General features: G+C 54.0%; 21 protein-coding genes and 3 tRNA genes. 9 read left to right on the forward strand and 15 right to left on the reverse strand.

Annotation, left to right across the window (positions count from 1 at the left end; translation table 11 throughout):
• The first annotated feature begins 178 nt into the window (after positions 1–178).
• The 4 genes from JQR90_RS11445 to JQR90_RS11460 are packed head-to-tail and all read left to right on the forward strand — an operon-like array spanning position 179 to position 5,484.
• Positions 179–1,687: a purine-cytosine permease family protein gene (locus JQR90_RS11445; RefSeq protein WP_434140017.1), complete on the forward strand. Its 1,509-nt coding sequence runs from the start codon at positions 179–181 to the stop codon at positions 1,685–1,687.
• 17 nt (positions 1,688–1,704) lie between these two features.
• Entirely contained in the window at positions 1,705–2,430 is a 726-nt protein-coding gene (locus tag JQR90_RS11450; protein WP_434140018.1) for an MBL fold metallo-hydrolase, read from the forward strand.
• Between the two features lie 50 nt (positions 2,431–2,480).
• Positions 2,481–3,878, forward strand: a complete 1,398-nt coding sequence (locus tag JQR90_RS11455) for a sodium:solute symporter (RefSeq protein ID WP_122042289.1) — start codon at positions 2,481–2,483, stop codon at positions 3,876–3,878.
• 1 nt (position 3,879) lies between these two features.
• A complete protein-coding gene (locus tag JQR90_RS11460) occupies positions 3,880–5,484 on the forward strand; it encodes a 5-guanidino-2-oxopentanoate decarboxylase (protein WP_010794764.1) in 1,605 nt (534 codons plus the stop codon).
• 22 nt (positions 5,485–5,506) lie between these two features.
• Here JQR90_RS11460 and JQR90_RS11465 read toward each other — a convergent pair whose 3' ends face one another.
• From JQR90_RS11465 to JQR90_RS11480, 4 genes are read right to left on the reverse strand one after another with little or no spacing between them, the layout of a single operon-like run.
• A complete protein-coding gene (locus JQR90_RS11465; RefSeq protein WP_073450157.1) occupies positions 5,507–6,688 on the reverse strand; it encodes a vWA domain-containing protein in 1,182 nt (393 codons plus the stop codon).
• Positions 6,689–6,712: 24 nt separating this feature from the next.
• Positions 6,713–7,087: a GFA family protein gene (locus JQR90_RS11470; RefSeq protein WP_010794766.1), complete on the reverse strand. Its 375-nt coding sequence runs from the start codon at positions 7,085–7,087 to the stop codon at positions 6,713–6,715.
• A 13-nt stretch (positions 7,088–7,100) separates the two neighbouring features.
• Positions 7,101–7,949 (reverse strand): AAA family ATPase, encoded by an 849-nt coding sequence (locus JQR90_RS11475; RefSeq protein WP_010794767.1) that lies wholly within the window; start codon positions 7,947–7,949, stop codon positions 7,101–7,103.
• A gap of 60 nt (positions 7,950–8,009) precedes the next feature.
• Complete coding sequence (locus JQR90_RS11480; protein WP_010794768.1) at positions 8,010–9,074, reverse strand: DUF748 domain-containing protein; 1,065 nt, start codon at positions 9,072–9,074, stop codon at positions 8,010–8,012.
• A gap of 127 nt (positions 9,075–9,201) precedes the next feature.
• Between JQR90_RS11480 and cysK the strand changes: the two genes are divergently transcribed.
• Together cysK and JQR90_RS11490 are read left to right on the forward strand one after the other, a co-directional pair.
• Positions 9,202–10,176 carry a cysteine synthase A gene (gene cysK / locus JQR90_RS11485; RefSeq protein WP_010794769.1) on the forward strand — a complete coding sequence of 325 codons (975 nt, stop codon included), beginning with the start codon at positions 9,202–9,204 and terminating at the stop codon, positions 10,174–10,176.
• 126 nt (positions 10,177–10,302) lie between these two features.
• Entirely contained in the window at positions 10,303–11,586 is a 1,284-nt protein-coding gene (locus tag JQR90_RS11490) for an NAD(P)/FAD-dependent oxidoreductase (RefSeq protein ID WP_434140019.1), read from the forward strand.
• Between the two features lie 48 nt (positions 11,587–11,634).
• Here JQR90_RS11490 and JQR90_RS11495 read toward each other — a convergent pair whose 3' ends face one another.
• The 9 genes from JQR90_RS11495 to JQR90_RS11535 form a co-directional block, all read right to left on the reverse strand.
• Complete coding sequence (locus JQR90_RS11495; protein WP_010794771.1) at positions 11,635–13,497, reverse strand: SurA N-terminal domain-containing protein; 1,863 nt, start codon at positions 13,495–13,497, stop codon at positions 11,635–11,637.
• A 194-nt stretch (positions 13,498–13,691) separates the two neighbouring features.
• Positions 13,692–13,964, reverse strand: coding sequence for an HU family DNA-binding protein (locus JQR90_RS11500; RefSeq protein WP_010794772.1), 273 nt, complete (start codon positions 13,962–13,964; stop codon positions 13,692–13,694).
• A gap of 133 nt (positions 13,965–14,097) precedes the next feature.
• Positions 14,098–16,497 (reverse strand): endopeptidase La, encoded by a 2,400-nt coding sequence (gene lon / locus JQR90_RS11505; protein ID WP_010794773.1) that lies wholly within the window; start codon positions 16,495–16,497, stop codon positions 14,098–14,100.
• 128 nt (positions 16,498–16,625) lie between these two features.
• Positions 16,626–17,906: an ATP-dependent Clp protease ATP-binding subunit ClpX gene (clpX, locus tag JQR90_RS11510; RefSeq protein WP_010794774.1), complete on the reverse strand. Its 1,281-nt coding sequence runs from the start codon at positions 17,904–17,906 to the stop codon at positions 16,626–16,628.
• 104 nt (positions 17,907–18,010) lie between these two features.
• Positions 18,011–18,652, reverse strand: a complete 642-nt coding sequence (gene clpP, locus JQR90_RS11515; protein WP_010794775.1) for an ATP-dependent Clp endopeptidase proteolytic subunit ClpP — start codon at positions 18,650–18,652, stop codon at positions 18,011–18,013.
• Between the two features lie 90 nt (positions 18,653–18,742).
• The gene (gene tig, locus JQR90_RS11520; protein ID WP_010794776.1) at positions 18,743–20,053 is read right to left on the reverse strand and encodes a trigger factor; all 1,311 of its coding nucleotides are present in this window, start codon (positions 20,051–20,053) and stop codon (positions 18,743–18,745) included.
• Positions 20,054–20,268: 215 nt separating this feature from the next.
• A tRNA-Leu gene (locus JQR90_RS11525) sits at positions 20,269–20,353 on the reverse strand.
• 51 nt (positions 20,354–20,404) lie between these two features.
• Positions 20,405–20,480, reverse strand: a tRNA-His gene (locus JQR90_RS11530).
• Between the two features lie 30 nt (positions 20,481–20,510).
• A tRNA-Arg gene (locus JQR90_RS11535) sits at positions 20,511–20,587 on the reverse strand.
• A 251-nt stretch (positions 20,588–20,838) separates the two neighbouring features.
• Between JQR90_RS11535 and folD the strand changes: the two genes are divergently transcribed.
• On the forward strand, positions 20,839–21,696 hold the full coding sequence (folD, locus tag JQR90_RS11540) for a bifunctional methylenetetrahydrofolate dehydrogenase/methenyltetrahydrofolate cyclohydrolase FolD (RefSeq protein ID WP_037030348.1): 858 nt from the start codon (positions 20,839–20,841) through the stop codon (positions 21,694–21,696).
• A gap of 55 nt (positions 21,697–21,751) precedes the next feature.
• Here the strand turns inward: folD and cysS are convergent, their stop codons facing one another.
• Together cysS and JQR90_RS11550 are read right to left on the reverse strand one after the other, a co-directional pair.
• Positions 21,752–23,137 carry a cysteine--tRNA ligase gene (gene cysS, locus JQR90_RS11545; RefSeq protein ID WP_010794778.1) on the reverse strand — a complete coding sequence of 462 codons (1,386 nt, stop codon included), beginning with the start codon at positions 23,135–23,137 and terminating at the stop codon, positions 21,752–21,754.
• Positions 23,137–24,807: a glutamine--tRNA ligase/YqeY domain fusion protein gene (locus JQR90_RS11550; RefSeq protein WP_010794779.1), complete on the reverse strand. Its 1,671-nt coding sequence runs from the start codon at positions 24,805–24,807 to the stop codon at positions 23,137–23,139. The genes cysS and JQR90_RS11550 overlap by 1 nt, the downstream gene beginning before the upstream one ends.
• Positions 24,808–24,926: 119 nt before the next feature.
• Here JQR90_RS11550 and JQR90_RS11555 point away from each other — a divergent pair, with 119 nt between their 5' ends.
• Complete coding sequence (locus JQR90_RS11555) at positions 24,927–25,421, forward strand: peptidylprolyl isomerase (RefSeq protein WP_010794780.1); 495 nt, start codon at positions 24,927–24,929, stop codon at positions 25,419–25,421.
• Entirely contained in the window at positions 25,418–26,140 is a 723-nt protein-coding gene (locus tag JQR90_RS11560; RefSeq protein ID WP_010794781.1) for a UDP-2,3-diacylglucosamine diphosphatase, read from the forward strand. The genes JQR90_RS11555 and JQR90_RS11560 overlap by 4 nt, the downstream gene beginning before the upstream one ends.
• Positions 26,141–26,155: the final 15 nt, after the last annotated feature.

Consider the following 26,155-nt stretch of genomic DNA (forward strand, 5'->3'; position numbering starts at 1 on the left):
AATAAATCCGAGGAGTCCGCAAAGACTCCCGTTTGAGGCAGGTCCAGAACTTGCCTCAGGCAATTAGCCTTCCGGCCTTGCCGTACTGCCGAACACCAACCCGCGGGCCCAGCGCCTACGGGGATAACAAAAGAAGCCATCGCTCAGTGCAGTGGCCTATAACCGTGTCGAGGCGACCATGGATAACCCTAACGGTATCACCCGTATCGAAACCTTTGGCGTCGAAAAAATCCCGGACGCCGAGCGCAATGCTACTCCTTTCGATTTGTTTCGCATGATTTTTGGTGGAGCGAATACCTTCGCTACTGCCGTGCTGGGCAGTTTTCCTATTCTTTTTGGCTTGTCTTTCGAGGCAGGCGTCTGGGCGATTCTTCTGGGCGTCATGACCGGCGCGGTTATCCTTGCGCCCATGGGCTTATTTGGCCCTATAAACGGCACGAACAATGCCGTCTCGTCCGGGGCTCATTTCGGTGTACATGGTCGCATTGTAGGCTCGTTCCTTTCCCTGCTGACCGCTATCGCGTTCTTTTCACTTTCCGTATGGAGTTCAGGCGATGCCCTGATCGGAGGTGCCAAGCGCCTGATCGGTCTTCCTGAAACAGACCTGACGCTCGGACTGGCCTACGGCGCATTTGCCATACTGGTTTTGACGGTCTGCCTGTATGGCTTCCGCTTCCTGCTCTGGGTGAACAAGGTCGCGGTCGTTAGCGCCAGCGTGCTGTTCATGCTAGGAATCGCAGCCTTTGCAGGGCCGTTCGACGCAAGCTATGCCGGCACGCTCAATCCCGGCACAGAAGGCTTTTGGGCAGCGTTCATAGGCTCGGCGCTGGTTGCCATGAGTAACCCGGTCTCCTTCGGCGCCTTCCTGGGTGACTGGGCACGCTATATTCCTCGCCAGACATCTAAACTGCACATCATGCTGGCCGTGGTGCTTTCCCAGGTCGCAACGCTGATACCCTTCTTGTTCGGTCTGGCCACGGCCAGCATCGTGGCTGTAAAAGCCCCTCAGTACATCGCTGAGAATAACTATGTAGGTGGCTTGTTAGCCATTTCCCCCAGCTGGTTCTTTTTGCCCGTCTGCCTGATTGCCACCATTGGTGGAATGTCTACCGGCACCACCTCGCTCTATGGAACAGGACTGGACATGTCCAGCGTCTTCCCTCGTGTACTGACGCGAGTACGTGCCACGCTCCTCATTGGTGTTGCGGCCATTGTATTCATCTTTATCGGCCGCTTCGCCGCCAATCTGGTTCAGAGCGTGTCGACATTTGCAGTGCTGATCATTACCTGCACCAGCCCCTGGATGATCATCATGATCATCGGACTGATCAATCGGCGTGGTTTTTACTGCCCTGAAGATCTACAGGTCTTTACTCGCGGCGAACGTGGAGGACGCTACTGGTTCCACCACGGCTGGAACTGGCGGGGCCTGGGCGCCTGGATTCCCAGCGCGGTGGTTGGGTTGCTATTCGTCAACCTGCCCGGTCAGTTCGTAGGCCCCTTAGGCGAGCTGGCAGGCGGAATCGATATCAGCCTGCCCATTACGCTAGGTATGGCCGCCCTGCTCTACAGCCTGCTGCTCCGGCTTTTTCCAGAACCGATCGAAGTCTATGGCCCTGCCCGGCTCAACGCATCTGCAACACGCGGTGGTCCTGCACTGATCCGTTCCAACGCCAGCCTATCCTGATTTCTGGAGTGACACCCATGAACATTGTCAGCCGAGATCAGTGGTTCGAGGTAAAGCGTGGCGCCGATGGGATCAGTCTGATCCACGAACCTTACATTCGGCCCTTTTATCGCTGCAACCTCTGGCACATTCAAGGACGAGAGCGTGATGTTTTGATCGATAGCGGCTCGGGTGTCGTCAGCCTGCGGGAGCAACTTCCCTGGCTGACCGAGCGTCCCTTGATGGCCGTGGCAAGCCATACGCATTTCGATCATATCGCTGGGCATCATGAGTTCGATGAGCGTCTGGCGCACCCTGCTGAAGCCGATATTCTCGCCCATCCCACCCGCGAGAATACCCTGGCGGCCGGCTACGTCACGGACGCCATGTTCGAGGCTCACCCTGACTGCCCGCTGTGCTATGCCGAATACCGCGTCAAAGCTGCTCCAGCGACTCGCCTGATCGAGGAAGGCGACATTCTTGACCTCGGCGATCGCCACCTGGAGATCCTGCATACACCCGGGCATTCGCCTGGCGGCATCAGCCTATGGGAAGCCGCCACCGCAACGCTATTCAGCGGCGACATTATTTACGACGGGCCGCTGGTCAAGGATGCCTACCACTCGAATCTGGAAGCCTATGCCTTAAGTCTAGAGCGGCTTCGACAGATGCCTATCCGCACAGTACACGGCGGGCATTTCCCCAGCTTTTCCGGTGAACGCCTGCGGCACTTGATCGACGGCTGGCTCAAGGCACATGCCTGAAGCCTCTCGTTGCCCGGCTCCTCATTCAACTGATTCTAAAGGAGGCCTTCATGGCCCTGGATATCCTTGTGGTCCTCGCCTATGTAGCTGCCATGCTTTTACTAGGCTGGATCGGCATGCGCCGCGCCAAATCCCATGATGAGTTTCTAGTGGCGGGTCGCAACCTGGGTCCCACATTTTACATGGGCACTATGGCGGCTACTGTATTGGGCGGCGCCAGCACGGTAGGTACTGTGCGCCTGGGCTATGTACACGGTATCTCCGGGTTCTGGCTGTGTGCGGCCCTGGGGCTTGGCATCATTATCCTGAATCTGTTTTTGGCCAAACCGCTCCTCAAACTTCGCATCTTTACCGTGACTCAGGTACTGGAACGGCGTTACAACACAACCGCACGCCAAGCCAGCGCCGTCATCATGGTGGCCTATGCACTTATGCTGGCAGCGACCTCGACCATTGCCATCGGTACAGTCATGCAGGTACTTTTTGGCATTCCCTTCTGGCTGGCCGTCGTGATCGGCGGCGGCGTGGTAGTGGTGTATTCCGCAATCGGAGGGATGTGGTCCCTGACACTGACGGATATCGTCCAGTTCGTCATAAAGACCGTAGGCCTGATGTTCATCCTCCTGCCGATCTGCCTGTACAGGATTGGCGGCTGGGATGAACTCGTTGCCAAGCTGCCTGCCTCCAGCTTCAGCTTTACCGCCATTGGCTGGAGCACGATCGTGACGTACTTCGTCATCTATTTCTTTGGCGTTCTGATCGGCCAGGATATCTGGCAGCGGGTATTTACTGCCCGAAATGAGCGCGTCGCCCGCTATGCAGGTACTACCGCAGGCGTCTATTGCGTGTTGTACGGACTAGGTGGAGCCCTGATTGGCATGACAGCCAAGGTGCTCTTACCGGATCTGGACAATGCCAACAATGCCTTTGCCGCAATCGTTCAGGCAGCCCTGCCGGATGGCATCCGGGGCCTGGTGATCGCTGCCGCTCTGGCTGCCATGATGTCTACCGCCAGCGCGGCCCTGCTAGCTGCTTCCACAGTTTTAACGGAAGACCTGATCCCGGTATTACGTCAGGGAAGGCCGCTGACCAATCTCTCGCTCAACCGTCTGTTTACCTTGCTCGTCGGGCTCATCGTATTAGGTATTGCCCTAGCAGTAGACGATGTACTCAACGCGCTGACGTGCGCCTATAACCTGCTGGTTGGCGGCATGTTGATTCCCCTGATCGGCGCCATCTATTGGAAGCGAGCAACCACACCTGCCGCGATCACCAGCATGTTGTTGGGCTGTCTGACGGCACTGATCTTCATGTTCAAGGATGGCCTGGAAGCCAACACGCCCATTTATTTCAGTCTGGCGGTCAGTCTGAGCAGCTTCGTATTGCTGAGCCTTCTGGCTCGCTCCGCTCAACATGCCCTGGCAACAACCGCGCCTGAGGAGATCTAGCATGGTTACCTGCGGCCAATTTCTGGTTCGACAACTTGAAGCCTGGGGCGTGGATACGGTATTTGGCATTCCCGGTGTTCATACCGTTGAGCTTTACCGAGGCTTACCAGACAGCAGCATTCGCCATATTACGCCTCGCCATGAGCAAGGTGCAGGCTTCATGGCGGACGGTTACGCTCGCGCCAGCGGCAAGCCCGGAGTCTGCTTTGTCATTACCGGCCCCGGCGTAACTAATATCCTGACTGCCATGGCTCAAGCCTATGCAGACTCCATCCCCATGCTGGTCATTTCAAGCGTAACTACGCGGGCTCGCCTGGGGCGGAACGGTGGCTATCTGCATGAGCTGACCGATCAGCGCGCCATGACCGCCGGGGTGACAGCCTTCAGTCATACGCTGCTGGATGTCGACCAGCTGCCTGCGGTCCTGACCCAAGCCTTTGCGGTATTCGAAAGCCAAAGGCCTCGACCTGTACACATTGAGCTTCCCCTCGACGTCATTACCGCGCCCGCCGATCACTTGTCCCTTGTATGCAAACCCTGCTTCAGCCGCCCGGCACCTGATCCGCAGCAGCTCGACCTGGCCGCCAAGCGACTCGGAAACGCCAAACGTCCATTGGTACTACTGGGAGGCGGCTGTATTGCCGCAGCCAGCGAAGCCAGGATTCTTGTCGATAGACTCGCAGCGCCTGCCGCTACCACTATTAATGCCAAAGGAGTACTGCCTGACCACCATCCACTGGGATTGGGGTGCAACCAGTCATTGCCCGCTGTCAGGCAACTGGCAAAAGAGGCGGATGTCATTCTGGCTATCGGGACAGAACTGGGCGAGACGGATTATGACGTGGTTTTCGATGGTGGATTCGAACTGAGTGGTGACCTGATCCGAATCGATATAGACCCTGATCAACTTACCCGTAACTACCAGCCCTGGCTGGGTATTGTCTCGGATGCAAGGACGGCTATCCAAGAGCTTCTGAACAGATTGCCTCCTGACATTTTTCAGGCAACCGGTAGCGGTCGCGAGCGTGTGACCAAGGCCCGGCGTGAGCTAGCCGACACACTGGCACCACTCAGCCACTTCCGTACACTGTTCGATACGCTTAGCCGCGCCTGTCCCGATGCCTGTTATGTAGGTGATTCAACACAGCCGGTTTATGCCGGTAACCATATCGTCGAGCTGCGCTCGCCACGTCGCTGGTTCAATGCGTCTACGGGCTACGGCACCTTGGGCTATGCCTTGCCAGCCGCCATTGGAGCCAAGCTGACCTGTCCAGATCGGCCGGTTATCTGCCTGATCGGTGACGGCGGTATCCAATTTACCCTGCCGGAGCTGGCCAGCGCCGTAGAGGCGCGTGTCGGAATCATCGTTCTCTTGTGGAATAACCAGGGATACGGTGAGATCAAGCGATACATGAAGCAGCGCGCCATTACACCGCTGGGTGTAGACATTTATACACCCGACTTTATAACGCTAGCTCAAGGCTTTGGCTGCGCAGCCGCAAAAGCCTCTGATCATCAACATCTGGAACAACTACTCCTCGATGCGCCACCCGATAGGCCCTTCCTGATAGAAATTACCGAGGCCCCTCCTTTCGCTCCAGACTAATAGAAGGCTTGCCCTGCAAGCCTCACCCACGTGCGAGGTAACGCATCCCCTCTTCCAAGCCTTCAAGGGTCAATGGGTACATATGCCCCTCAACCAATTCCTGGATGATCTGAATAGAGGATGTGTACTCCCAAACCCGCTGCGGATAGGGATTAAGCCAGATGATCTTTCGAAATTTTGCCTTGAATCGCTCCATCCAGACTGAGCCTGCTTCTTCATTCCAGTGCTCCACACTACCGCCGGGCTGAAGTACCTCGTAGGGCGCCATGGACGCATCGCCAACAAATACCACTTTGTAGTCCTCGCCATAGCGATGCAATAGATCAAGCGTAGACGTCAGCTCGCTCATCCGGCGCTGGTTGTCCTTCCAGACTGATTCATAGATGAAGTTATGGAAGTAGAAATATTCCAAATGCTTGAATTCAGTGCGGCAGGCTGAAAACAGTTCCTCACAGACCTGCACATGCATGTCCATCGACCCGCCGATATCCAGCAACAGCAAAAGCTTGACCGCATTGTGACGCTCGGGCCGCATCTGGATATTCAGCAGTCCAGCATCGCGGGCGGTATGATCGATAGTGCCTTCGATATCAAACTCTTCCGCTGCCCCCTCCCGGGCAAACTTACGTAGACGCCGAAGAGCAACATTGATATTCCGGCGCCCGAGCTCCGCCTGATCGTCCAGGTTACGGTACTCACGTTGCTCCCAGACCTTGACGGCCTTTCCCTGCCTTTCACCTGCCTCGCCGACACGAATGCCTTCAGGGTTATACCCCCCTGAGCCGAAGGGGCTGGTGCCGCCCGTACCAATCCACTTGTTGCCACCAGCATGCTTACTTTTTTGCTCAGCCAAACGCTGCTTGAAGGTCTCAATGAGCTTGTCCAGACCACCCAATGACTGAATCTGCGCACGCTCCTCGGGCGTTAATGAGCGCTCAAAGGCTTTACGCAACCACTCATCCGGGATCAATACTTTCAGCGCCTCGTCGAGTGATTGAAGCCCGTCAAAATACGCTGAAAATGCCCTGTCGAAGCGATCAAAATGACGTTCGTCTTTGACCAGGATAGTACGTGCCAGAAAGTAAAAGGCGTCCATGTCTGCAAACACGACACCTGTCAGTAGCGCTTCATGCAGATCCAGCAACTCCCGCAGGGAAACGGGAATTCGAGCAGAACGCAACTCATGAAAAAGACTCAGCAGCATCGGCTATTCCCGGCTGGAGAACGATCAGCCATGACGCACCGGCGCTTGATACCACGACGGCTGGGCCTCGGTAAAAATCTCATCGACAGGCAAGGCACCAAGCGCGGAATCCAATGATCCTAGCGCCAACCCCAGCGTATCCCGGCCATCCCGCAAGAACTGTAGATTCGACCCGCACCGCCGGCAGAACGTACGAACCACCTCTGGAGACGAACGGTAGGCTGCAACATCTGCTTCACCGGTCGTAAAACGAAAGCTTTTCTTAGACACAGTCGTATACGTAGCAAAGGCCGCACCATGGGCCTTGCGGCACATCGAGCAGTGGCAGTGGATGGCTTTTTCAAGCGAAGTATCGACCTCATAAGTCACCGCACCGCATAGACAGCTACCCTTGAGCATAGGACCTCCTTGATTATCGATAGCCGTTTCGCCGCGTCATGAAAGCCAGGCGCTCAAGCAGCTGAACATCCTGCTCGTTTTTGACCAAGGCCCCGGCAAGCGGCGGAATAGCCTTGCGAGGGTCTCGTTCACGCAGAACCGACTCACCGACATCATCGGCCATCAACAGCTTCAACCAATCGACCAGCTCTGACGTGGAAGGCTTTTTCTTGAGTCCAGGCACCTGACGGATATCAAAGAACACCTCCAGCGCCTCATTGACCAGCGTCTGGCTGATATTCGGAAAATGCACCTCCACAATACGCTTTAACGTATCGCGGTCAGGAAACGCAATGTAATGGAAGAAGCAGCGCCGCAGAAAGGCATCAGGTAGCTCCTTCTCGTTATTGGACGTAATGATAATGATGGGACGATGCCGGGCACGAACCGTTTCGCCTGTTTCATATACATAGAACTCCATGCGATCCAGCTCTTGCAGCAGATCGTTTGGAAACTCAATGTCCGCCTTGTCGATCTCGTCAATCAACAGAACGACCCGCTCCTGCGCATCAAATGCCTCCCAAAGCTTGCCTTTCTTGATGTAGTTGGCAACGTCATGAACCTTGTCGACACCCAACTGGGAATCGCGCAGCCGGCTGACGGCATCATATTCGTACAGCCCTTGATGCGCTTTCGTAGTGGACTTGATATGCCAGGTGATCAATTGTGTACCAAGAGCCTGCGCCAGCTGCTCAGCCAACAGCGTCTTGCCAGTACCAGGCTCCCCTTTTATCAGCAGCGGACGCTGCAAGGTGATGGCTGCGTTTACAGCCAATTGGAGATCAGCGGTTGCTACGTAATCCGCCGTACCTTCAAATTTCATGGGCAACCCTCGGGATTGATCAACAGGACGTGATAATAGGCATAAAGCACAGGCGATACACTAACCCCGATCCTCATACTGAGCGCTGAATGCCTGAATGAAAGCATTCCGCAGGATGGAAAAGAACGCCTGTAGAGGACTGATATCCTGCTGCTTGACGCTGCCCTGCAATTCAACTCGAGTCGCGAACTGATCCTTGCGCTGATTTTTCAAAAGGGTTTGACTTCCTCCTACCACGGCTTCCCACAGCCCGCGGAAAAATCCTTTGTCTTTATTCTCTACATCCTGACGCCAATCGAAGACGTCGACATTCTTGAACAAGGGTTTGATGTAGCCGCTGAGCTGTCCATTATCAGCCCTGGCATCAATGACCAGATCACCACTACCGGACTTGAAGTCAAACTTGCCATACGCCTTGGCAAAGTCATTTATTTTGGGCAGGTCTACCTGCGTTACCCTCAGCCGAAACAGGAAGTCACTAAAGTCGCTGAAGGGGTCGAATTCTGCCGAGGTTTCCAGCGGTGCATTATCCAGCACAGTGGCCTTGCCTTCGAAACGTGCCACCCGCTTGCCTTGCGCATCGGCGGCATTGGTCAGGTTGTAAAGGCTGGCGTTTACCTGGGTCGCCTGCAGATTGACGGGGGGTGACGAATTGAAATTACGGAAACTGAGCTTGCCATCCTCTACACGCACCTCATTTAAGGTGATCGAGATGATCTTCTCCAGCTGAGCACGCCAGTCCGTACCCTCACCTGTCTGGGAGGACTGCGGATCATCGCCGCCGTCGACAAAATTAAGTTCGGGGCGCTCGAAAATAATCCGCCCGACAATGGCGTGATCTTCCCATAACGCTCTTCCGCTCACGGCAATGTCGATGCTGGGCGCGTCCAGAAACGGTACGGGCACCTTGCCTGTCACCTTTTCGATCTTGAGTCCATCGATACGGTAGGCGCCCCGCCACCACGCCAGATCGACATCGGCAATATGTCCCCGATAATCGCCCATGTCCGCCAACTTGGTATTGAGGTAATGTCGTATGACATAAGGCATGGCGAGCTGCACGACAATCAACAGGGCAACTATGCTCAAGATGACAAGTGCAGGCGTTCTATAGCGCAGTTTCATGGCTCGGTTCCCTCTGGCATGTCTTTCATGGACCGACCATGCCAGTGTCAGTTTCCTTGGACTGGACGCCTTGACGCCATAGCCTTAGGCTGAACTCATATTTGTTGACCCATGCAGGGATCTTTAGATGAGCCGAATTTTCGCTGATAACGCACAATCCATTGGCAACACACCTCTGGTTTACATCAATCGCCTTGGGCCTAAAGGGGTAACCATTCTGGCCAAGATCGAAGGCCGTAACCCGGGCTACTCAGTGAAATGCCGAATCGGCGCCAACCTTATCTGGGATGCGGAGGCCAACGGCAAGCTCAAGCCCGGCATGACCCTGATCGAACCTACGTCCGGTAATACCGGCATTGGTCTCGCTTATGTTGCAGCAGCCCGTGGATACAAGCTCATCCTGACCATGCCCGCATCGATGAGCCTGGAGCGTCGCAAGGTTCTCAAGGCACTAGGTGCCGAGCTGGTACTGACAGAGCCCGCCAAAGGCATGAGGGGCGCGATTGAAAAAGCCAAAGAAATTGCGGAAAGCGATCCTTCTCGCTACTTCATGCCCCAGCAATTCGAAAATCCGGCCAATCCGGCCATTCATGAAAAAACCACTGGCCCGGAAATCTGGAACGATACCGATGGCGCTGTGGATGTCCTGGTGGCGGGTGTTGGTACCGGCGGCACACTGACCGGTATTTCCCGCTTTATTAAAAACACCAAGGGCAAGCCTATCCTGTCAGTAGCGGTAGAGCCCGAGAGTTCGCCTGTTATCACCCAGACCATGGCCGGCCAGGAAGTCAAACCCAGCCCTCACAAGATCCAGGGGATCGGCGCTGGCTTCGTACCGAAAAATCTGGATCTTTCCATGGTGGATCGAGTGGAACGCGTCAGTGACGATGAGTCCAAGACCATGGCCCAACGGCTTATGCGTGAGGAAGGTATCCTCTGTGGCATCTCGTGTGGAGCCGCCATGGCGGCGGCCGTACGCCTTGCCCGTGAACCCGCCATGCAGGGAAAGACAATCGTTGTCATCCTACCTGACTCCGGTGAACGCTATCTGTCTACCATGCTGTTTGACGGCTTGTTCAGCGAACAGGAAACCGTCCAGTAACCTCATTCGGCCCGCCACCGGCGGGCCTTTTCGTTTCTCCCTGCCCTACTTTCGGCTGCTAGAACGGCACTGGCAGCTGAGCTACTATCGCGTTAGAGCGTAAAAAATTTCACACAGGGAATGAATATGCCGAACACATCCTATCCGAACTCCTACTATGCGGCCTCTGCTCATCCTGCTCCCAAGCGCCCCATGCTTGAAGGTGAACGCATTGCTGACGTTTGTATTGTCGGCGCTGGCTATACCGGTCTTTCCACTGCCATTGCACTGCTTGAGCGAGGCTACAGCGTTGTAATTCTCGAGGCCGCCAGGGTAGGTTTTGGTGCATCCGGCCGCAACGGCGGCCAGATCGTCAACAGCTACAGCCGGGATATTGATGTTATCGAGCGAACCTTGCCTGCCCGTGAAGCGAAACTGATCGGTCAAATGGCCTTCGAAGGCGGACGTATCATCAGAGAGCGAGTCAACCGTTATGGTATTCAGTGCGACCTGAAGAACGGTGGCGTTTTCGCGGCTTTCAACGCCCGACAGATGCAACATCTGGAAGCTCAGCAAGCCCTTTGGGCTCGCCATGGGCACCATGAACTAGAAATGCTGGATAAAAGAGCCATTGAGCAAGTCGTAGGCACCCATCGATATGCCGGGGGTATGCTGGATCGTAGCGGCGGTCATATCCACCCCCTTAATCTCGCTCTAGGAGAAACAGACGCCGTCGAGTCATTGGGCGGGACTATTTACGAACAGACACCTGCCGTACGCATCGAGCGTGGCCCTAAGCCTGTTGTACATACTCCACAAGGTTGTGTAAGAGCGACGTATGTTGTGGTAGCCGGTAATGCTTATCTGGGTAATCTCATTCCAGAGCTGGCAGCCAAATCCATGCCTTGTGGAACGCAAGTGATTGCAACCGAACCCCTCTCTGAGGAAACGGCAAAACGATTACTTCCTCAAGACTATTGTGTCGAGGATTGCAACTACCTTCTAGATTATTATCGCCTCTCGGCTGATCGTCGACTCATATATGGCGGTGGCGTTATATACGGCGCACGTGATCCTGCCGATGTGGAAAAAATCATACGCCCTAAGATGGCAAAAACCTTTCCAGAACTGGCCAACGTCAGGATTGATTATGCCTGGACCGGTAATTTCCTATTGACTCTGTCCCGCCTCCCTCAAGTAGGCCGCCTGGGCGACAATATCTATTATTCGCAAGGTTGCAGCGGACATGGCGTTACGTTTACCCATCTGATCGGTACCGTGCTTGGTGAGGCACTGGCAGGGCACGCTGAGCGCTTTGATGCATTCGCCCGGCTACCCCACTACCCCTTCCCTGGCGGTCGTCTTTTCCGCGTTCCATTTACCGCCCTGGGCGCCTGGTACTACGATATTCGCGACAAATTTAATGTTTAAACAAGAAACCCCGCCGAAGCGGGGTTTCTTTTACTTACCTGTCAGAAATCAAAGATTCTTGATTTCTGCCTTGGACTCCAATGCACGGCGGTAAGCCGCAAAGTCCTCTTGGCCACTGCGTGAAGAGAGGAAACGGCGATACATAGCCTTTTCTTCGTCAGTAAAGGTGCCCTGCGGAACGCTGACACCCGTCAAGCGAATAACCATGTAGGTCCCATCAGCTAGATTGACTCCTGCATAAGTCGGCTTGGAATTGTCTCCAGGCTTATTCATGCGGAACACCTGTTGGAGTACTACCGGGTCAACGCCCTCCTGATTACGTGTAGCAGCCTCGACGACTTTCCAGTCCTTGATCGAATTGGCCTTGCCTGCCTTCAGGTCAGCAATCAACGTCTCGCCCTGCTGACGAGCAGTCTCAGCTATCTTCTGCTTGGTCAGCGTGCTGCGGATATTGTCTTTGACATCATCAAAGCTCTGCTGAGCAGGCTTGCGATGCTCCTTAACGCGCAGGATGACAGCCGTTTCATCGTCCAACTGGATAGCATTGCTATTGGCACCATCCTCCAGCACTTCGGGACTGAAAGCAGCCTGGACAACCTGACGATTGGCAATAACCCCTTCTTCGCCGCCCTCACGTCCGAATGGCTTGCTGGTTTGCACTTTCAAGCCTTGCTCTTGAGCAGGCTGACTAAGATCTGAAGCTTCAAACGCTGCGCTTTCAAGATTGCGGATAGCATCTACAAAAAGGCGATCAGCCTCGCGAGCCTTGAGCTCAGCCTCAAGACGCGGCTTCATGCTCTCCAACGAAGGTACTTTGGCTTCCTGAACGCCAAGCAGCTTGATCAGATGCCATCCAAATGTCGAATGTACGGGAGCAGAAACGTCTCCCTTGTTCAAACCATACAAGGCTTCTTCAAAGGCAGGGTCATACACCCCTCGCCCAGCATAACCGAGCTCACCGCCCTTGTTGGCCGAACCAGGATCCTGAGAGAACTTCTTGGCTAGCGCAGCAAAATCCTCGCCCTTGTCCAGACGAGCCTTGATTTCATCAATCTTGGCCTTGGCCTGCTCGTCATTCACCTTGTCGTTCACTTCAATCAGGATATGAGCGGCGTTACGCTGTTCGGAAAGGTTAGCGGTTTCCGACTGATAAAGGGCCTGAAGGTCTTCTTGCTTGACCTGCGCCTTATCGGCAAAAGCGCTTTTCTTTAGCTCGATATAATCAATGACCACCTGATCAGGCGTCATGAATTCGCTACGATGATCGTCATAGTAGCCTTGTAATTCATCATTGGTGACTGCAACTTTCGAAGCATCCGCTTTAACCACATGGGTTGCGAAGTCTCGAGTTTGCCGTTCCAAAGCTGCGAAGGCATTCAATTCGGCATCGGTTACAAAACCGGTACCTGCAATACCCGCTCTGAGTTGCCCCATGAGCATCTCCTGCTTCAGCATCTCGCGAAACTGAAGACGTGAGTAACCCATCTGGGCAATGGTCTGGTCAAAACGCTGGGCATTGAATTGCCCATCAACCTGGAACTCAGGTGTTTGAAGTATGAGCTGGTCCAAAGCCGCTTCAGAAAAAGCAAACTTGTTCGACTTGGCATCCTGAAGCAATAGCTCGCGCTCGATCAGGGCCTTTAGAGCCGCGTCGCGTAACCGTTTTTCATCCAGAAGAGCAGGATCGAAATTAGGGCCCAGACGCTGCGCCAGAGAGCGACGTTGCATCTCCACAGCCTGATTGAGATCGGTCTGGCGTATTTCCTCACCATTTACCAGTGCTACGGCACCTTGGTGGCTACCGGCGCGAATGATCGCCTCGAATCCGGTCAATGCCATCAGCAAGATAATGACGCCAATGATGACCTTGGCTATCCAGCCTTGTGAATGTTCCCTGATGTTCTGCAGCATGCGCCCCCCAAAACGGCTGCATCTGGCCAAAGGCTAGGCAGCATGGGTGAATTGCGAATAGAGAAAAGGCGCATCAGAGGATGCGCCTTCTGTTAAACGGGGCTTTGGCGAGTCTTCGTGCGGAATGAACCAAACGGTATCACGTGCTAGAACTCAACAGACAGACGTCTATTGAAACCAAAACCCTTAAGCACTCAGTTCACAGCATCCTTGAGCGCTTTGCCGGGCTTGAAACCAGGGATCTTGGCAGCTTCGATTTCGATCGGCTTGCCAGTCTGCGGATTGCGGCCAGTGCGTGCTGCACGCTCTTTGACAGCGAAAGTGCCGAAACCGACAAGCACAACCGGATCACCGCTCTTCAGGGCACCAGTGATAGATTCGATCACTGCGTCCAAAGCGCGCCCAGCTACAGCTTTCGGGATATCAGCAGATGCAGCAACGGCATCGATCAGTTCCGACTTGTTCACTCTAAGTCCCCTTGTTCATTTCTGATAAGAATATATTACGTGTGTAGGCAAAAATGGATGCTGTGAGGCATGCCTGACACTTGAAGAGCCGCTTTATATCAAGGGCTCAAAAAAAGTGTCAAGGAAGCTCTGGCTAGTGCGTGCTGATTCTATCTTTTGAATCCTGCTCGCGCTTTTCTTCATTCGTGACTATTTCAGGAGCCGCATCTGGCAAGGGCTCCGGCGCATATTGCAGCGCAACCTGAAGGACCTCGTCAATCCATTTGACAGGCTTAATCACCAAATCGGCCTTAATATTGTCCGGAATGTCGCGCAGATCGCGTACATTCTCCTCCGGAATGACCACCGTACGGATTCCCCCGCGATGTGCCGCCAGTAATTTCTCCTTTAAACCACCAATGGCCAGTACCTGGCCACGCAGCGTAATCTCACCTGTCATGGCTACATCAGCACGCACCGGGATCCGGGTAGCAGCCGACACCAGCGCGGTGCACATACCGATACCAGCACTTGGACCATCTTTGGGTGTAGCGCCTTCTGGTACGTGAATGTGGATATCGTGCTTCTCATGGAAGTCCTTGGGAATACCAAGGCTCTTGCCACGGCTACGCACAACCGTCAGTGCTGCAGTAATGGATTCCGCCATTACATCGCCCAGCGAACCGGTTTTGATCAACTGCCCTTTCCCCGGCACAACAGCCGCTTCAATGGTCAGAAGCTCGCCGCCAACCTGCGTCCAGGCTAGTCCTGTGACTTGTCCGATCTGGTCCTGCTGTTCAGCCAAACCATAACGGAACTTACGTACACCCAGGTAGTGCTCGAGGCTTTCACTGGTGACAGCAGCCTGTTGAGCCGCTTTTTCCTTGGCGTGCTCCTTGACAATCTTGCGGCAAACCTTGGCAACCTGACGTTCAAGGCTACGTACCCCCGCCTCGCGGGTGTAGTAACGCACCATGTCTCTTAGAGCAGTCTCATCAAAGGTCACTTCGGTCTTCTTCAAACCGTTTGCCTTGACCTGCTTGGGTATCAAGTACTTGGTAGCGATATTGACCTTTTCGTCTTCCGTATAGCCAGGCAGGCGAATCACTTCCATACGATCCAGCAACGGTGCCGGAATATTCATGGAGTTGGCCGTGCAAAGAAACATAACATCCGACAGATCGTAATCAACTTCCAGATAGTGATCATTGAAGTTGTGGTTCTGTTCTGGATCCAGCACCTCGAGCAGAGCGGAGGCCGGATCACCACGCATGTCGTTACCCATCTTGTCGATTTCATCAAGCAGGAACAATGGGTTACGCACGCCAACCTTGGTCATCTTTTGAATCAAACGACCAGGCATGGAGCCGATATACGTACGACGATGGCCACGAATCTCAGCCTCATCACGCACACCACCCAGGGCCATACGAACGAACTTGCGGCCAGTGGAGCGCGCGATGGACTCAGCTAGAGACGTCTTACCTACCCCAGGCGGACCAACTAGGCACAATACCGGGCCACGTACTTTCTTGACTCGTTTCTGGACAGCGAGATACTCCAGAATCCGATCTTTGACTTCCTCAAGACCGTAGTGATCTTCATCAAGAATGTCCTCGGCCTTGCTCAGATCCAAACGGACCTTGCTTTCCGCCTTCCATGGGACATTCACAAGCCAGTCAATGTAGGAACGTACTACTGTGGCCTCGGCAGACATGGGAGACATCTGCTTGAGCTTGTTCAGCTCTGCATTGGCCTTGGCCAATGCTTCCTTGGTCAGACCGGCATTGTCGATGCGCTTTTTCAGGTCATCGATTTCACTGTGGCCTTCGTCGATGTCGCCCAGCTCTTTCTGAATGGCCTTCATCTGCTCATTCAGATAATACTCGCGCTGGCTACGCTCCATCTGCTTCTTGACGCGACCACGGATCCGCTTCTCGACCTGCAACAGATCGATTTCTGCGTCCAGCAACGCCAGAACGTGCTCGACTCGCTCAGCAAGATCTACGATCTCAAGGATTTCCTGCTTCTGCCCAAGCTTAAGCGCCATATGGGCTGCCATCGTATCGACCAGGCGACCTGGATCGTCGATACCATTAAGTGAAGACAGCACCTCTGCTGGCACTTTCTTGCCCAGCTGGACATATTGCTCGAACTGGCTCATCAGGCTACGAACAAAGACTTCCGACTCGCGATCTGCCGCTTCGGTATCCTCGATCAGCTGAACCTCAGCGCGAGAATAACCCTTGGCCTCAACAAAACGCTCAATGTTGCCACGCTGCTCACCCTCTACCAGCACTTTAACAGTGCCGTCGGGAAGTTTGAGCAGTTGCAAGACAGTGGCGACGGTACCCATGCGGTACAGGCCATCGGAGTCTGGATCATCGTCGGTAGGATTCTTTTGCGCAAGCAGTAGGATCTGCTTGTCGCTGGCCATGGCAGCTTCCAGGGCCTCAACAGATTTTTCACGCCCAACAAAGAGCGGAATTACCATGTGCGGATACACCACTACATCACGCAGTGGCAAAAGAGGCAATTCAATCGTTTTATTCATGGTTTCAGCTCTTGGCATTCGACTGGCCGCATAGAAACGACCGTATGGCATGTTTTTCTAACATGCGGCCTAATCGATCAGAAAACAAGGCTAACTAATGCGAAGGGCCCCGCAGGGCCCCTTTTTATTTATGCATCCGGTGCCGCTTTGACCGGGTCGTTGTTTTCGTAAATCAACAACGGTTGGGAAGTACCCTCAATGACGCTTTCATCGATGACGACTTTGCTGACCTCCTTCTGAGAAGGAATCTCATACATCGTATCGAGCAGAACGCCCTCGAGTATGGACCGTAGACCACGTGCGCCTGTTTTACGTTCCAATGCCTTGCGGGCCACTGCCTTCAAAGCGTCTGGACGGAACTCGAGATCCACCTCTTCCATTTCGAAGAGTTTGCCATACTGCTTGGTCAGTGCATTCTTGGGCTCGGTCAGAATCTGCATGAGCGCCGCTTCGTCAAGTTCATCTAGCGTTGCGATTACAGGCAAACGACCAACGAACTCTGGGATAAGACCAAACTTGACCAGATCTTCAGGCTCGGCATCACGAAGTGACTCACCGATTTTCTTGCCCAATTCCTGGCTACGGACTTCGGCATTGAAACCAATTCCGCCCGCCTTGGTAGAACGGCTCTGGATGACCTTTTCCAATCCGGCAAATGCACCCCCACAGATGAACAGAATGTTACGCGTATCCACCTGCAGAAACTCCTGCTGAGGATGCTTGCGTCCGCCCTGCGGGGGTACTGAGGCTACCGTACCTTCAATCAGCTTGAGCAGAGCCTGCTGCACGCCCTCACCCGATACATCTCGAGTAATAGAGGGGTTATCAGACTTGCGCGAAATCTTGTCGATCTCATCGATATAGACGATGCCCATCTGGGCTTTTTCAACATCGTAATCGCACTTCTGCAAAAGCTTCTGAATAATATTTTCAACGTCCTCACCCACGTAACCTGCTTCGGTTAACGTAGTGGCGTCCGCAATGGTAAACGGTACGTTCAACAGACGTGCCAGCGTTTCAGCCAGCAAAGTCTTACCGGAACCTGTCGGTCCAATAAGCAGAATATTACTCTTGCCCAACTCAACGTCATCTTTCTTCTCACGTTGGTTGAGACGCTTGTAGTGGTTGTATACCGCTACAGCCAATACTTTCTTGGCACGTTCCTGACCAATCACGTACTGATCAAGAATCGTACTGATTTCTTTAGGTGCTGGAAGTTTATGTGCACTGTTTTCGGCCTGGGCTTCCTGTACTTCCTCACGGATGATGTCATTGCACAGGTCGACACATTCATCGCAAATAAAGACTGAGGGACCGGCAATCAACTTACGCACTTCATGCTGGCTCTTGCCGCAGAAAGAGCAATACAACAGCTTGCCGTTGTCGTCACCGTTGCGAGTATCTGTCATTCGATCAATCCAATCGGGTTACTTACAGGAACAAGATGAAGGCAAATCTATGCATTTTCAAGCCTGCCACTCAGTAATCATGACTTAGTGGCAGGCTTGCCGGCTCAAGCGGGAATATTGCGCTTTTCCAACACCTTGTCGATCAAGCCGTATTTCACAGCCTCATCACCGCTCATGAAGTTATCGCGATCGGTATCACGGGCGATAACATCCATGGGTTGACCCGTATGATGGGCCAACACTTTGTTTAGACGCTCACGGATCGTCAAAATTTCACGCGCGTGAATTTCGATGTCCGATGCCTGACCCTGGAAGCCACCCAAGGGCTGGTGGATCATCATACGAGAGTGAGGCAGACAGTAGCGTTTGCCGGCAGTACCACCTGCCAGTAGCAAGGCACCCATACTGCACGCCTGGCCTACGCAGATTGTCGAGACATCGGGCTTAATGAACTGCATGGTGTCATAGATAGACATACCAGCTGTCACCGAACCACCAGGTGAGTTGATGTAGAGGTGAATATCCTTGTCAGGGTTCTCCGCTTCCAGAAACAGAAGCTGAGCGACCACCAGGTTGGCCATATAGTCTTCGACCTGGCCTACCAGGAAAATCACCCGCTCCTTGAGCAGACGCGAGTAGATATCATACGCGCGCTCGCCACGAGCAGATTGTTCGACCACCATGGGCACCAGGCCGCCAGCGGCTTGAACTTCGGGCATTGTTTGCATGAACGAATTGCGGGACATGTCCTGCGATCACTCCCTATCAGGATGGTCTTGCCTTAAGACGCATAAGCCAGCACGAGGCTGGCTTATGTGATTCGAGGCGGGTAAAGATCAGGCTGCTTGCGGGGCCTCGGCCGGTTTGACCGCGTCCTCGTAGGAAACCTGCTTATCGGTCACTTTAGCCTTTTCAAGAACAGTATCTACGACTTGTTCTTCGAGTACAACCGAACGCACTTCGTTCAATTGCTGCTCGTTCTGGTAGTACCAGGCAACGACCTGCTCAGGCTCCTGGTAGGCAGAGGCCATTTCCTCGATCAGTGCACGTACACGCTCGTCGTCAGGCTTGAGCTCGAACTGCTTGACCATTTCCGCAATGATCAGACCCAGAACAACACGGCGCTTAGCCTGCTCGGTAAACAGCTCAGCCGGCAGTTGATCGGGCTTGATGTTGCCACCGAACTGCTGAACAGCCTGAACACGCAGACGATCAACTTCGCTGTTGATCAGAGCGGCTGGAACTTCGATCGGGTTAGCAGCAATAAGGCCATCCATAACTTGGTTCTTGACCTTGTTCTTGATCGCCTGACGCAGCTCACGGTCCATGTTCTTGCGAACTTCAGCACGGAAGCCTTCCAGAGTAGACTCCTGAACGCCGAACTGAGCAAAGAACTCCTCGTTCATTTCAGGTAGCTGCGGGGCAGAAACCTTGGTTACCTTCACAGTGAACTCGGCAGTCTTGCCAGCCAGATCCAGGTTCTGATAATCCTCCGGGAAGGTCAGATTAAGCACACGCTCTTCGCCCGCCTTTGCACCCACCAGGCCTTCCTCGAAGCCCGGAATCATGCGGCCGGAGCCCAGCACCAGCTGAGTACCGTTTGCAGAGCCGCCCTGGAAGGCTTCACCGTCGATCTTGCCTACGAAATCGATAGTGACCTGATCATCGTTGGCCGCTTCGCGGTCGACTTCCTCATAACGAGTGTTCTGCTTACGCAAAATCTCAAGCATGTTATCCAGATCGCTATCAGCGACTTCGGACTGCAGACGCTCAACCTGAATGTCTTCCAGGCCTTTCACTTCAAACTCAGGGAATACTTCGAATGTAGCGACGTATTCAAGGTCTTTGCCTTTTTCGTAAGCCTTGGGCTCAACAGAAGGCGCACCTGCCGGGTTCAGTTTTTCCTGAACGATGGCTTCGTAGAATGTTTCTTGAATCAGATCACCAAAGGCTTCCTGACGAGCGCTGGCTTCGTAGCGCTGACGAATGACACTCATCGGCACCTTACCAGGACGGAAACCAGGCACTTTAACGCGGCGAGCAGTTTGCTGCAGACGCTTGGCGACTTCGGTCTCGATACGCTCGGCCGGCACGCCTACGGTCATTCGGCGCTCAAGAGCGGAGGTGCTTTCAACAGAAACTTGCATGGATAATCCTCATGGCACAGACATAGGCCGGCCGTTCCGGCCCCCAGAAACAGGGCAAGCATTCTAGAGGTAGAGGATACGGAAGTCATCCTGCATAAAGCAGGTATTGGTCACCAAGCATGAAAAAAGCCTGCAACCCCTCTCGCTCATACCCGAAACATGCCAGCCATTTTCAAGGCAAAAAAAAACCGACATCGCTGTCGGCTTTTTCACTATGGTGCGGACGGAGAGACTCGAACTCTCACACCTTGCGGCGCTGGAACCTAAATCCAGTGTGTCTACCAATTCCACCACATCCGCGTAACACTTAAAACGAACATCAGGCATTAATAATGCCTGATGTTCTCAATATGGGGTGGACGATGGGAATCGAACCCACGACACCAGGAGCCACAATCCTGTGCTCTACCAACTGAGCTACGCCCACCATATTGCATTGCTTGCGCCGAACCGCCAATGGCGCGCCCGGCAGGACTCGAACCTGCGACCATCCGCTTAGAAGGCGGATGCTCTATCCAGCTGAGCTACGGGCGCTTTATTGCGCAGCAACCGTTGCTTACGAAACAGCCTCATAAGAAACTGAGCCGGTTCGCATCGCCTTCTCATTTCGTCTCAGGCTGTGCTCGGCAAGCGGGGCGTATATTACGAATGACTCGACCACTCGTCAACAATTTTTTTAAAAAAATTAAGAAGATAGGTTAACTACCCTTTCACCAAGGCTTCTTCCTTTAGTGCGTACATGCGAAAATAAGCATCCTTCTTCCATTAGCAAGACCTATCTGCATATGACTGCTCAACTGATCGACGGTAAAGCGATCGCCGCTTCTCTCCGCCAAGAAATTGCCCAACGCGTTGCCCAGCGGCGTCAACACGGGTTACGCGCCCCTGGCCTGGCAGTCATTCTGGTAGGTGACGACCCAGCTTCCACGGTATACGTTACTCACAAAAGAAAGGACTGCGAGGAAGTAGGCTTTGTATCCAGGGCGTACGACCTTCCCAGCACCACCACACAGCAGGAGTTGGAAGCGCTGATTGACTCACTGAACGCAGATGCTGCAGTTGACGGCATCCTGCTTCAGCTTCCCCTACCCGCTCACCTTGATGCTTCCAATCTGCTTGAGCGCATCAGTCCCGACAAGGATGTTGATGGTTTCCATCCGTTCAATATAGGTCGACTCGCTCAACGCATCCCCCTGCTCCGCCCCTGTACGCCCAAGGGCATCATGCGTCTGCTGGAAAGTACAGGGGCAAACCTGTACGGCATGAATGCAGTGGTGGTAGGCGCCTCCAACATTGTCGGTCGCCCCATGGCGCTGGAGCTACTCTTGGGCGGCTGTACAGTAACAGTTACTCATCGTTTCACCCGTGATCTGGCCGCCCATGTCAGCCAGGCCGACCTGGTGGTGGTGGCGGCAGGCAAACCAGGCCTGGTGAAGGGCGAGTGGATCAAGAAAGGCGCTATCGTCATTGACGTAGGCATCAACCGCCAGGCAGATGGAAAACTGGTTGGCGATGTCGAATATGAAACAGCTTTGGAACGCGCCAGCTGGATCACGCCTGTTCCTGGCGGTGTTGGCCCCATGACGCGTGCCTGCCTGCTGGAGAACACGCTCTATGCAGCTGAACAGCTGCATGCCGAATAAAAATATCTCCCCATAAAAAAGGCCGCTAATGCGGCCTTTTTTATATCAGGTGAACTCAGTTGGCCAAACGCCACGTCGTTCCACCTTTACCATCCTCAAGCACGACACCCATGGCTGTCAGCTCATCGCGAATACGATCCGACTCCGCCCAGTTCTTTGCTGCTCGCGCATCCAGACGCGCCTGAATCAGGCGATCTACGGCCGCTTCGTCAACCTTGCCCTCCGCACCTGCGCGTAGATACTCATCCGGCTCCAGCTGTAGAACACCCAGCACTTCAGCCATCTGCTTGAGTCGAGAGGCAAGGCCAGCGGCAGCTTGAATATCCTGGTCTCGCAGACGATTGACCTCACGGACCATTTCAAACAGGACCGCGCAGGCCTCTGGCGTGTTGAAGTCGTCATCCATTGCGGCCGCGAAACGCTCCACATAGGGCTCACCGCCAGCAGGCGATGCCTGCGGTAGACCTTTCAAGGCATGATAGAAGCGATCCAACGCGCCGCGTGCTTCACGGAGGCTCTCTTCAGAATAATTGATCGGGCTGCGGTAATGACTGGAAACCAGCAGATAACGAACGACTTCCGGGTGGTATTTCTCCAGCACTTCGCGAATAGTGAAGAAGTTGCCCAGGGATTTGGACATCTTTTCGCCATCTACCCGCACAGCCCCAGCATGCATCCAGGATGCCGCATATGTTTTTCCCGTAGCAGCCTCACTCTGAGCAATTTCGTTCTCGTGGTGGGGGAAAACCAGGTCAGGGCCACCACCGTGAATATCAAACGTATCACCCAGGCAGCACGTAGACATGACCGAGCATTCAATATGCCAACCGGGACGACCCGCCCCCCATGGTGACTCCCAGCTGGGCTCACCCGGCTTGGCAGCCTTCCACAAGACAAAGTCCAGAGGATCTTCCTTGGACTCATCTACCTCAATACGGGCCCCAATCCGGAGATCTTCAATCTTTTTGCGTGACAGTTTGCCGTATCCCGCAAAACGTCCTACACGGTAATACACATCTCCGTTTCCAGGCGCATAGGCATAACCTTTGTCTATCAAGGTCTGGATCATAGTGAACATGCCAGGAATATGATCAGTCGCACAGGGCTCAACGTCTGGACGCTGAACACCCAGCCGGGTTTCATCCTGATGCATCGCTTCGATCATACGTCCAGTCAGGTCTTTGAACGTTTCGCCATTTTCCTGCGCACGGCGAATGATCTTGTCGTCAATGTCTGTAATGTTGCGTACGTAGGTCAGTTTGTAACCTGACTTGCGCAGCCATCGAGCCACGACGTCAAATGCCACCATCACACGTGCATGACCAATATGACAGAAGTCATAGACTGTCATACCGCACACGTACATACGGACATTATTGCCCTCGAGCGGCTTGAACGTTTCCTTGGTCTTGGTGAGCGTGTTGTAGATCGCAAGTGGCATTATTGCCCCCAGGAGTCGCGTAAGGTGACGGTACGATTGAAGACCGGAGCACCCGGCTTTGAGTCTTTCAGATCGACACAGAAGTAGCCTTCACGCTCGAACTGAAAACGGTCCTCTGGCTGGGCCTGCGCAAGCGATGGCTCAGCACGGCACCCAGTCAGCACCTGCAGCGATTCCGGATTGATATTATCCAGGAAGGTCTGCCCCTCTTCCGCTTTCTCAGGCTGCGGCGAACGGAACAGACGATCGTACAGGCGAACCTCACACTCAACACTGCCTTCGGCAGGTACCCAGTGAATGACACCCTTTACCTTGCGGCCTTCAGGGTTCTTCCCGAGGGTTTCAGGATCATACGAGCAACGCAGTTCGACGATATTGCCCGCCTCATCCTTGATAACCTCATCGGCGCGAACAACATAACTTCCCCGTAGACGAACTTCGCCATTTGGCTCAAGGCGCTTGTATCCCTTGGGCGGATCGATCATGAAGTCATCGCGGTCGATGTAGAGCTCACGTGTAAACGGTAGCGTACGCATCCCCATGTCTTCCTTCGGGTGACGTGGCAGCTCCAACTGCTCCACTTTGCCCTCAGGATAGTTGGTGATGACAACCTTGAGCGGCCGCAGTACGCACATGGCCCGAGGCGCATTTCGGTCCAGATCTTCCCGGATGCTGAACTCAAGCATGGCGATATCGACTACACCATTGGAGCGAGCAACGCCTACCATTTCGCAGAAATTACGAATGGAGGCCGGTGTATAACCGCGACGGCGATAACCAGACAGCGTAGACATGCGCGGATCATCCCAGCCGTTTACATGCCGCTCATCAACCAGCTGCTTCAGCTTACGCTTACTGGTTACGGTGTAGTTCAAGTTCAGGCGGGCGAACTCGTACTGACGCGGTTGCGCCGGCACAGGCAGATTTGCCAGGAACCACTCGTACAGCGGACGATGATCCTCGAATTCGAGTGTGCAAATAGAGTGAGTGATTCCCTCGATTGCATCCGACTGGCCATGTGTGAAGTCATAGCTCGGGTAGATGCACCACTTGTCACCCGTCTGGTGATGATGGGCGTGGCGGATACGATACAAAATCGGATCGCGCAAATTCATGTTTGGCGAGGCCATGTCGATTTTGGCACGTAGCGCCTTTTCACCATCCTTGAACTCGCCCGCCTTCATGCGTGCAAAGAGATCCAGGTTTTCTTCAACGGAGCGGTCACGGAAAGGACTGTTCTTGCCCGGCTCGGTCAATGTGCCACGATACTCACGCGCCTGCTCGGGCGTGAGATCATCAACATAGGCTTTACCCGTCTTGATCAGGTGTATCGCCCAGTCATAGAGCTGATCGAAATAATTGGAGGCATAGCGCTCCTCACCTGCCCACTTGAAGCCCAGCCACTCGACATCACTTTTGATGGCATCGATGTACTCCTGATCTTCCTTGGCTGGGTTCGTATCGTCAAAGCGCAGATTGCACTCGCCGCCAAACTCTTGAGCCAGCCCGAAGTTCAGGCAAATCGACTTGGCGTGGCCAATGTGGAGATAACCGTTAGGCTCTGGCGGAAAGCGTGTCACAATCTTTGTGTGCTTGCCGGCATCCAGATCAGCCTGGACGATCTGACGAAGAAAATTCGCTGGAGTAGCGGGAGTTTCTGGCTTGCTCATGGGGTCCTTAATACTGTGTTGTTCGGCTTAAGGGTAGGCCGACTAAATCAAAGTCCGTATCATAGCCGAACCCGTCAAGACCCTGACAAACTTCCTATCTGACCACGGACATAAATTCCATGATCAAATTGCATACAAACCACGGCGTCATCACTCTTGAACTGTTTGAAGATAAGGCTCCTGAAACAGCAGCCAACTTCAAAGAGTATGTAAAGAGCGGTCACTATGACGGCACTATCTTTCATCGCGTGATCAATGGCTTCATGGTCCAAGGCGGCGGTTTTGAGCCTGGCATGAAGCAAAAGTCCACCCGTGCACCGATCAAGAACGAAGCGAACAACGGTGTCTCCAACCGCAATGGCACGGTCGCCATGGCACGTACCATGGACCCGCACTCAGCGTCCGCACAGTTCTTCATCAACGTGTCGGATAATACCTTCCTGGACCACACCGCCCCGACTACACAAGGCTGGGGTTATGCTGTATTCGGCCAGGTTGTTGAAGGCATGGATGTCGTCAATGCCATCAAGGGTGTTGCTACTACATCTCGCGCCGGCCATCAGGATGTACCGGCTGAGGATGTCATTATCGAGCGTGCCGAGATCGTTGAGTGATACTGCTGATCTCTGATCTGCATCTCGAACCTGAACGCCCGGATATTTCCCGGGCGTTTTTGCGTTTTCTTGAGACAGAAGCTGTTCACGCCGATGCCTTGTATATTCTAGGCGACTTTTTTGAGGTATGGATCGGCGATGACGCCATGGATGAGTTTCAAAAAGGCATCGCACGAGCCCTAAAGACCTTATCTCAAGGCGGCACACGTATTTTTCTGATGCATGGCAATCGCGATTTCTTGATCGGAAAGGAGTTTTGCCGACTGGCAGGATGTACCCTACTGGCCGACCCGACCGTTATCGAAGCCGAAGGCAAGCGCCTTCTGCTGATGCATGGCGACAGTCTGTGCACACGGGACGAAGCCTACATGCGATTACGCCGCTGGCTTCGCAATCCGGTTTCATTGTGGATCCTGCGCCATCTTCCTCTAAAGAAGCGTCGCGAGCTGGCCAGGAAATTACGCAACGAGAGCAAGGTGCAGACCCGGCAAAAAGCCATGGATATTGTAGACGTCACACCTGAAGAGGTTGAGGGCATCATGCGGCGCACCCGCACTCAGACCCTGATTCACGGGCACACACATCGTCCTGCCACACATGAATTCATGCTTGATGACAGCGCTGCAACGCGAATTGTGTTGGGTGACTGGGACCGTTACGGCTGGGTCCTGAAGATTTCCCGTGACCGACTGGAGCAGGAACGCTTCGAGCTGGCGTGATACGGCTCGAAGCGT

This window comes from Pseudomonas sp. JZ114, assembly GCF_051027705.1.
GTDB lineage: Bacteria > Pseudomonadota > Gammaproteobacteria > Pseudomonadales > Pseudomonadaceae > Chryseomonas > Chryseomonas luteola.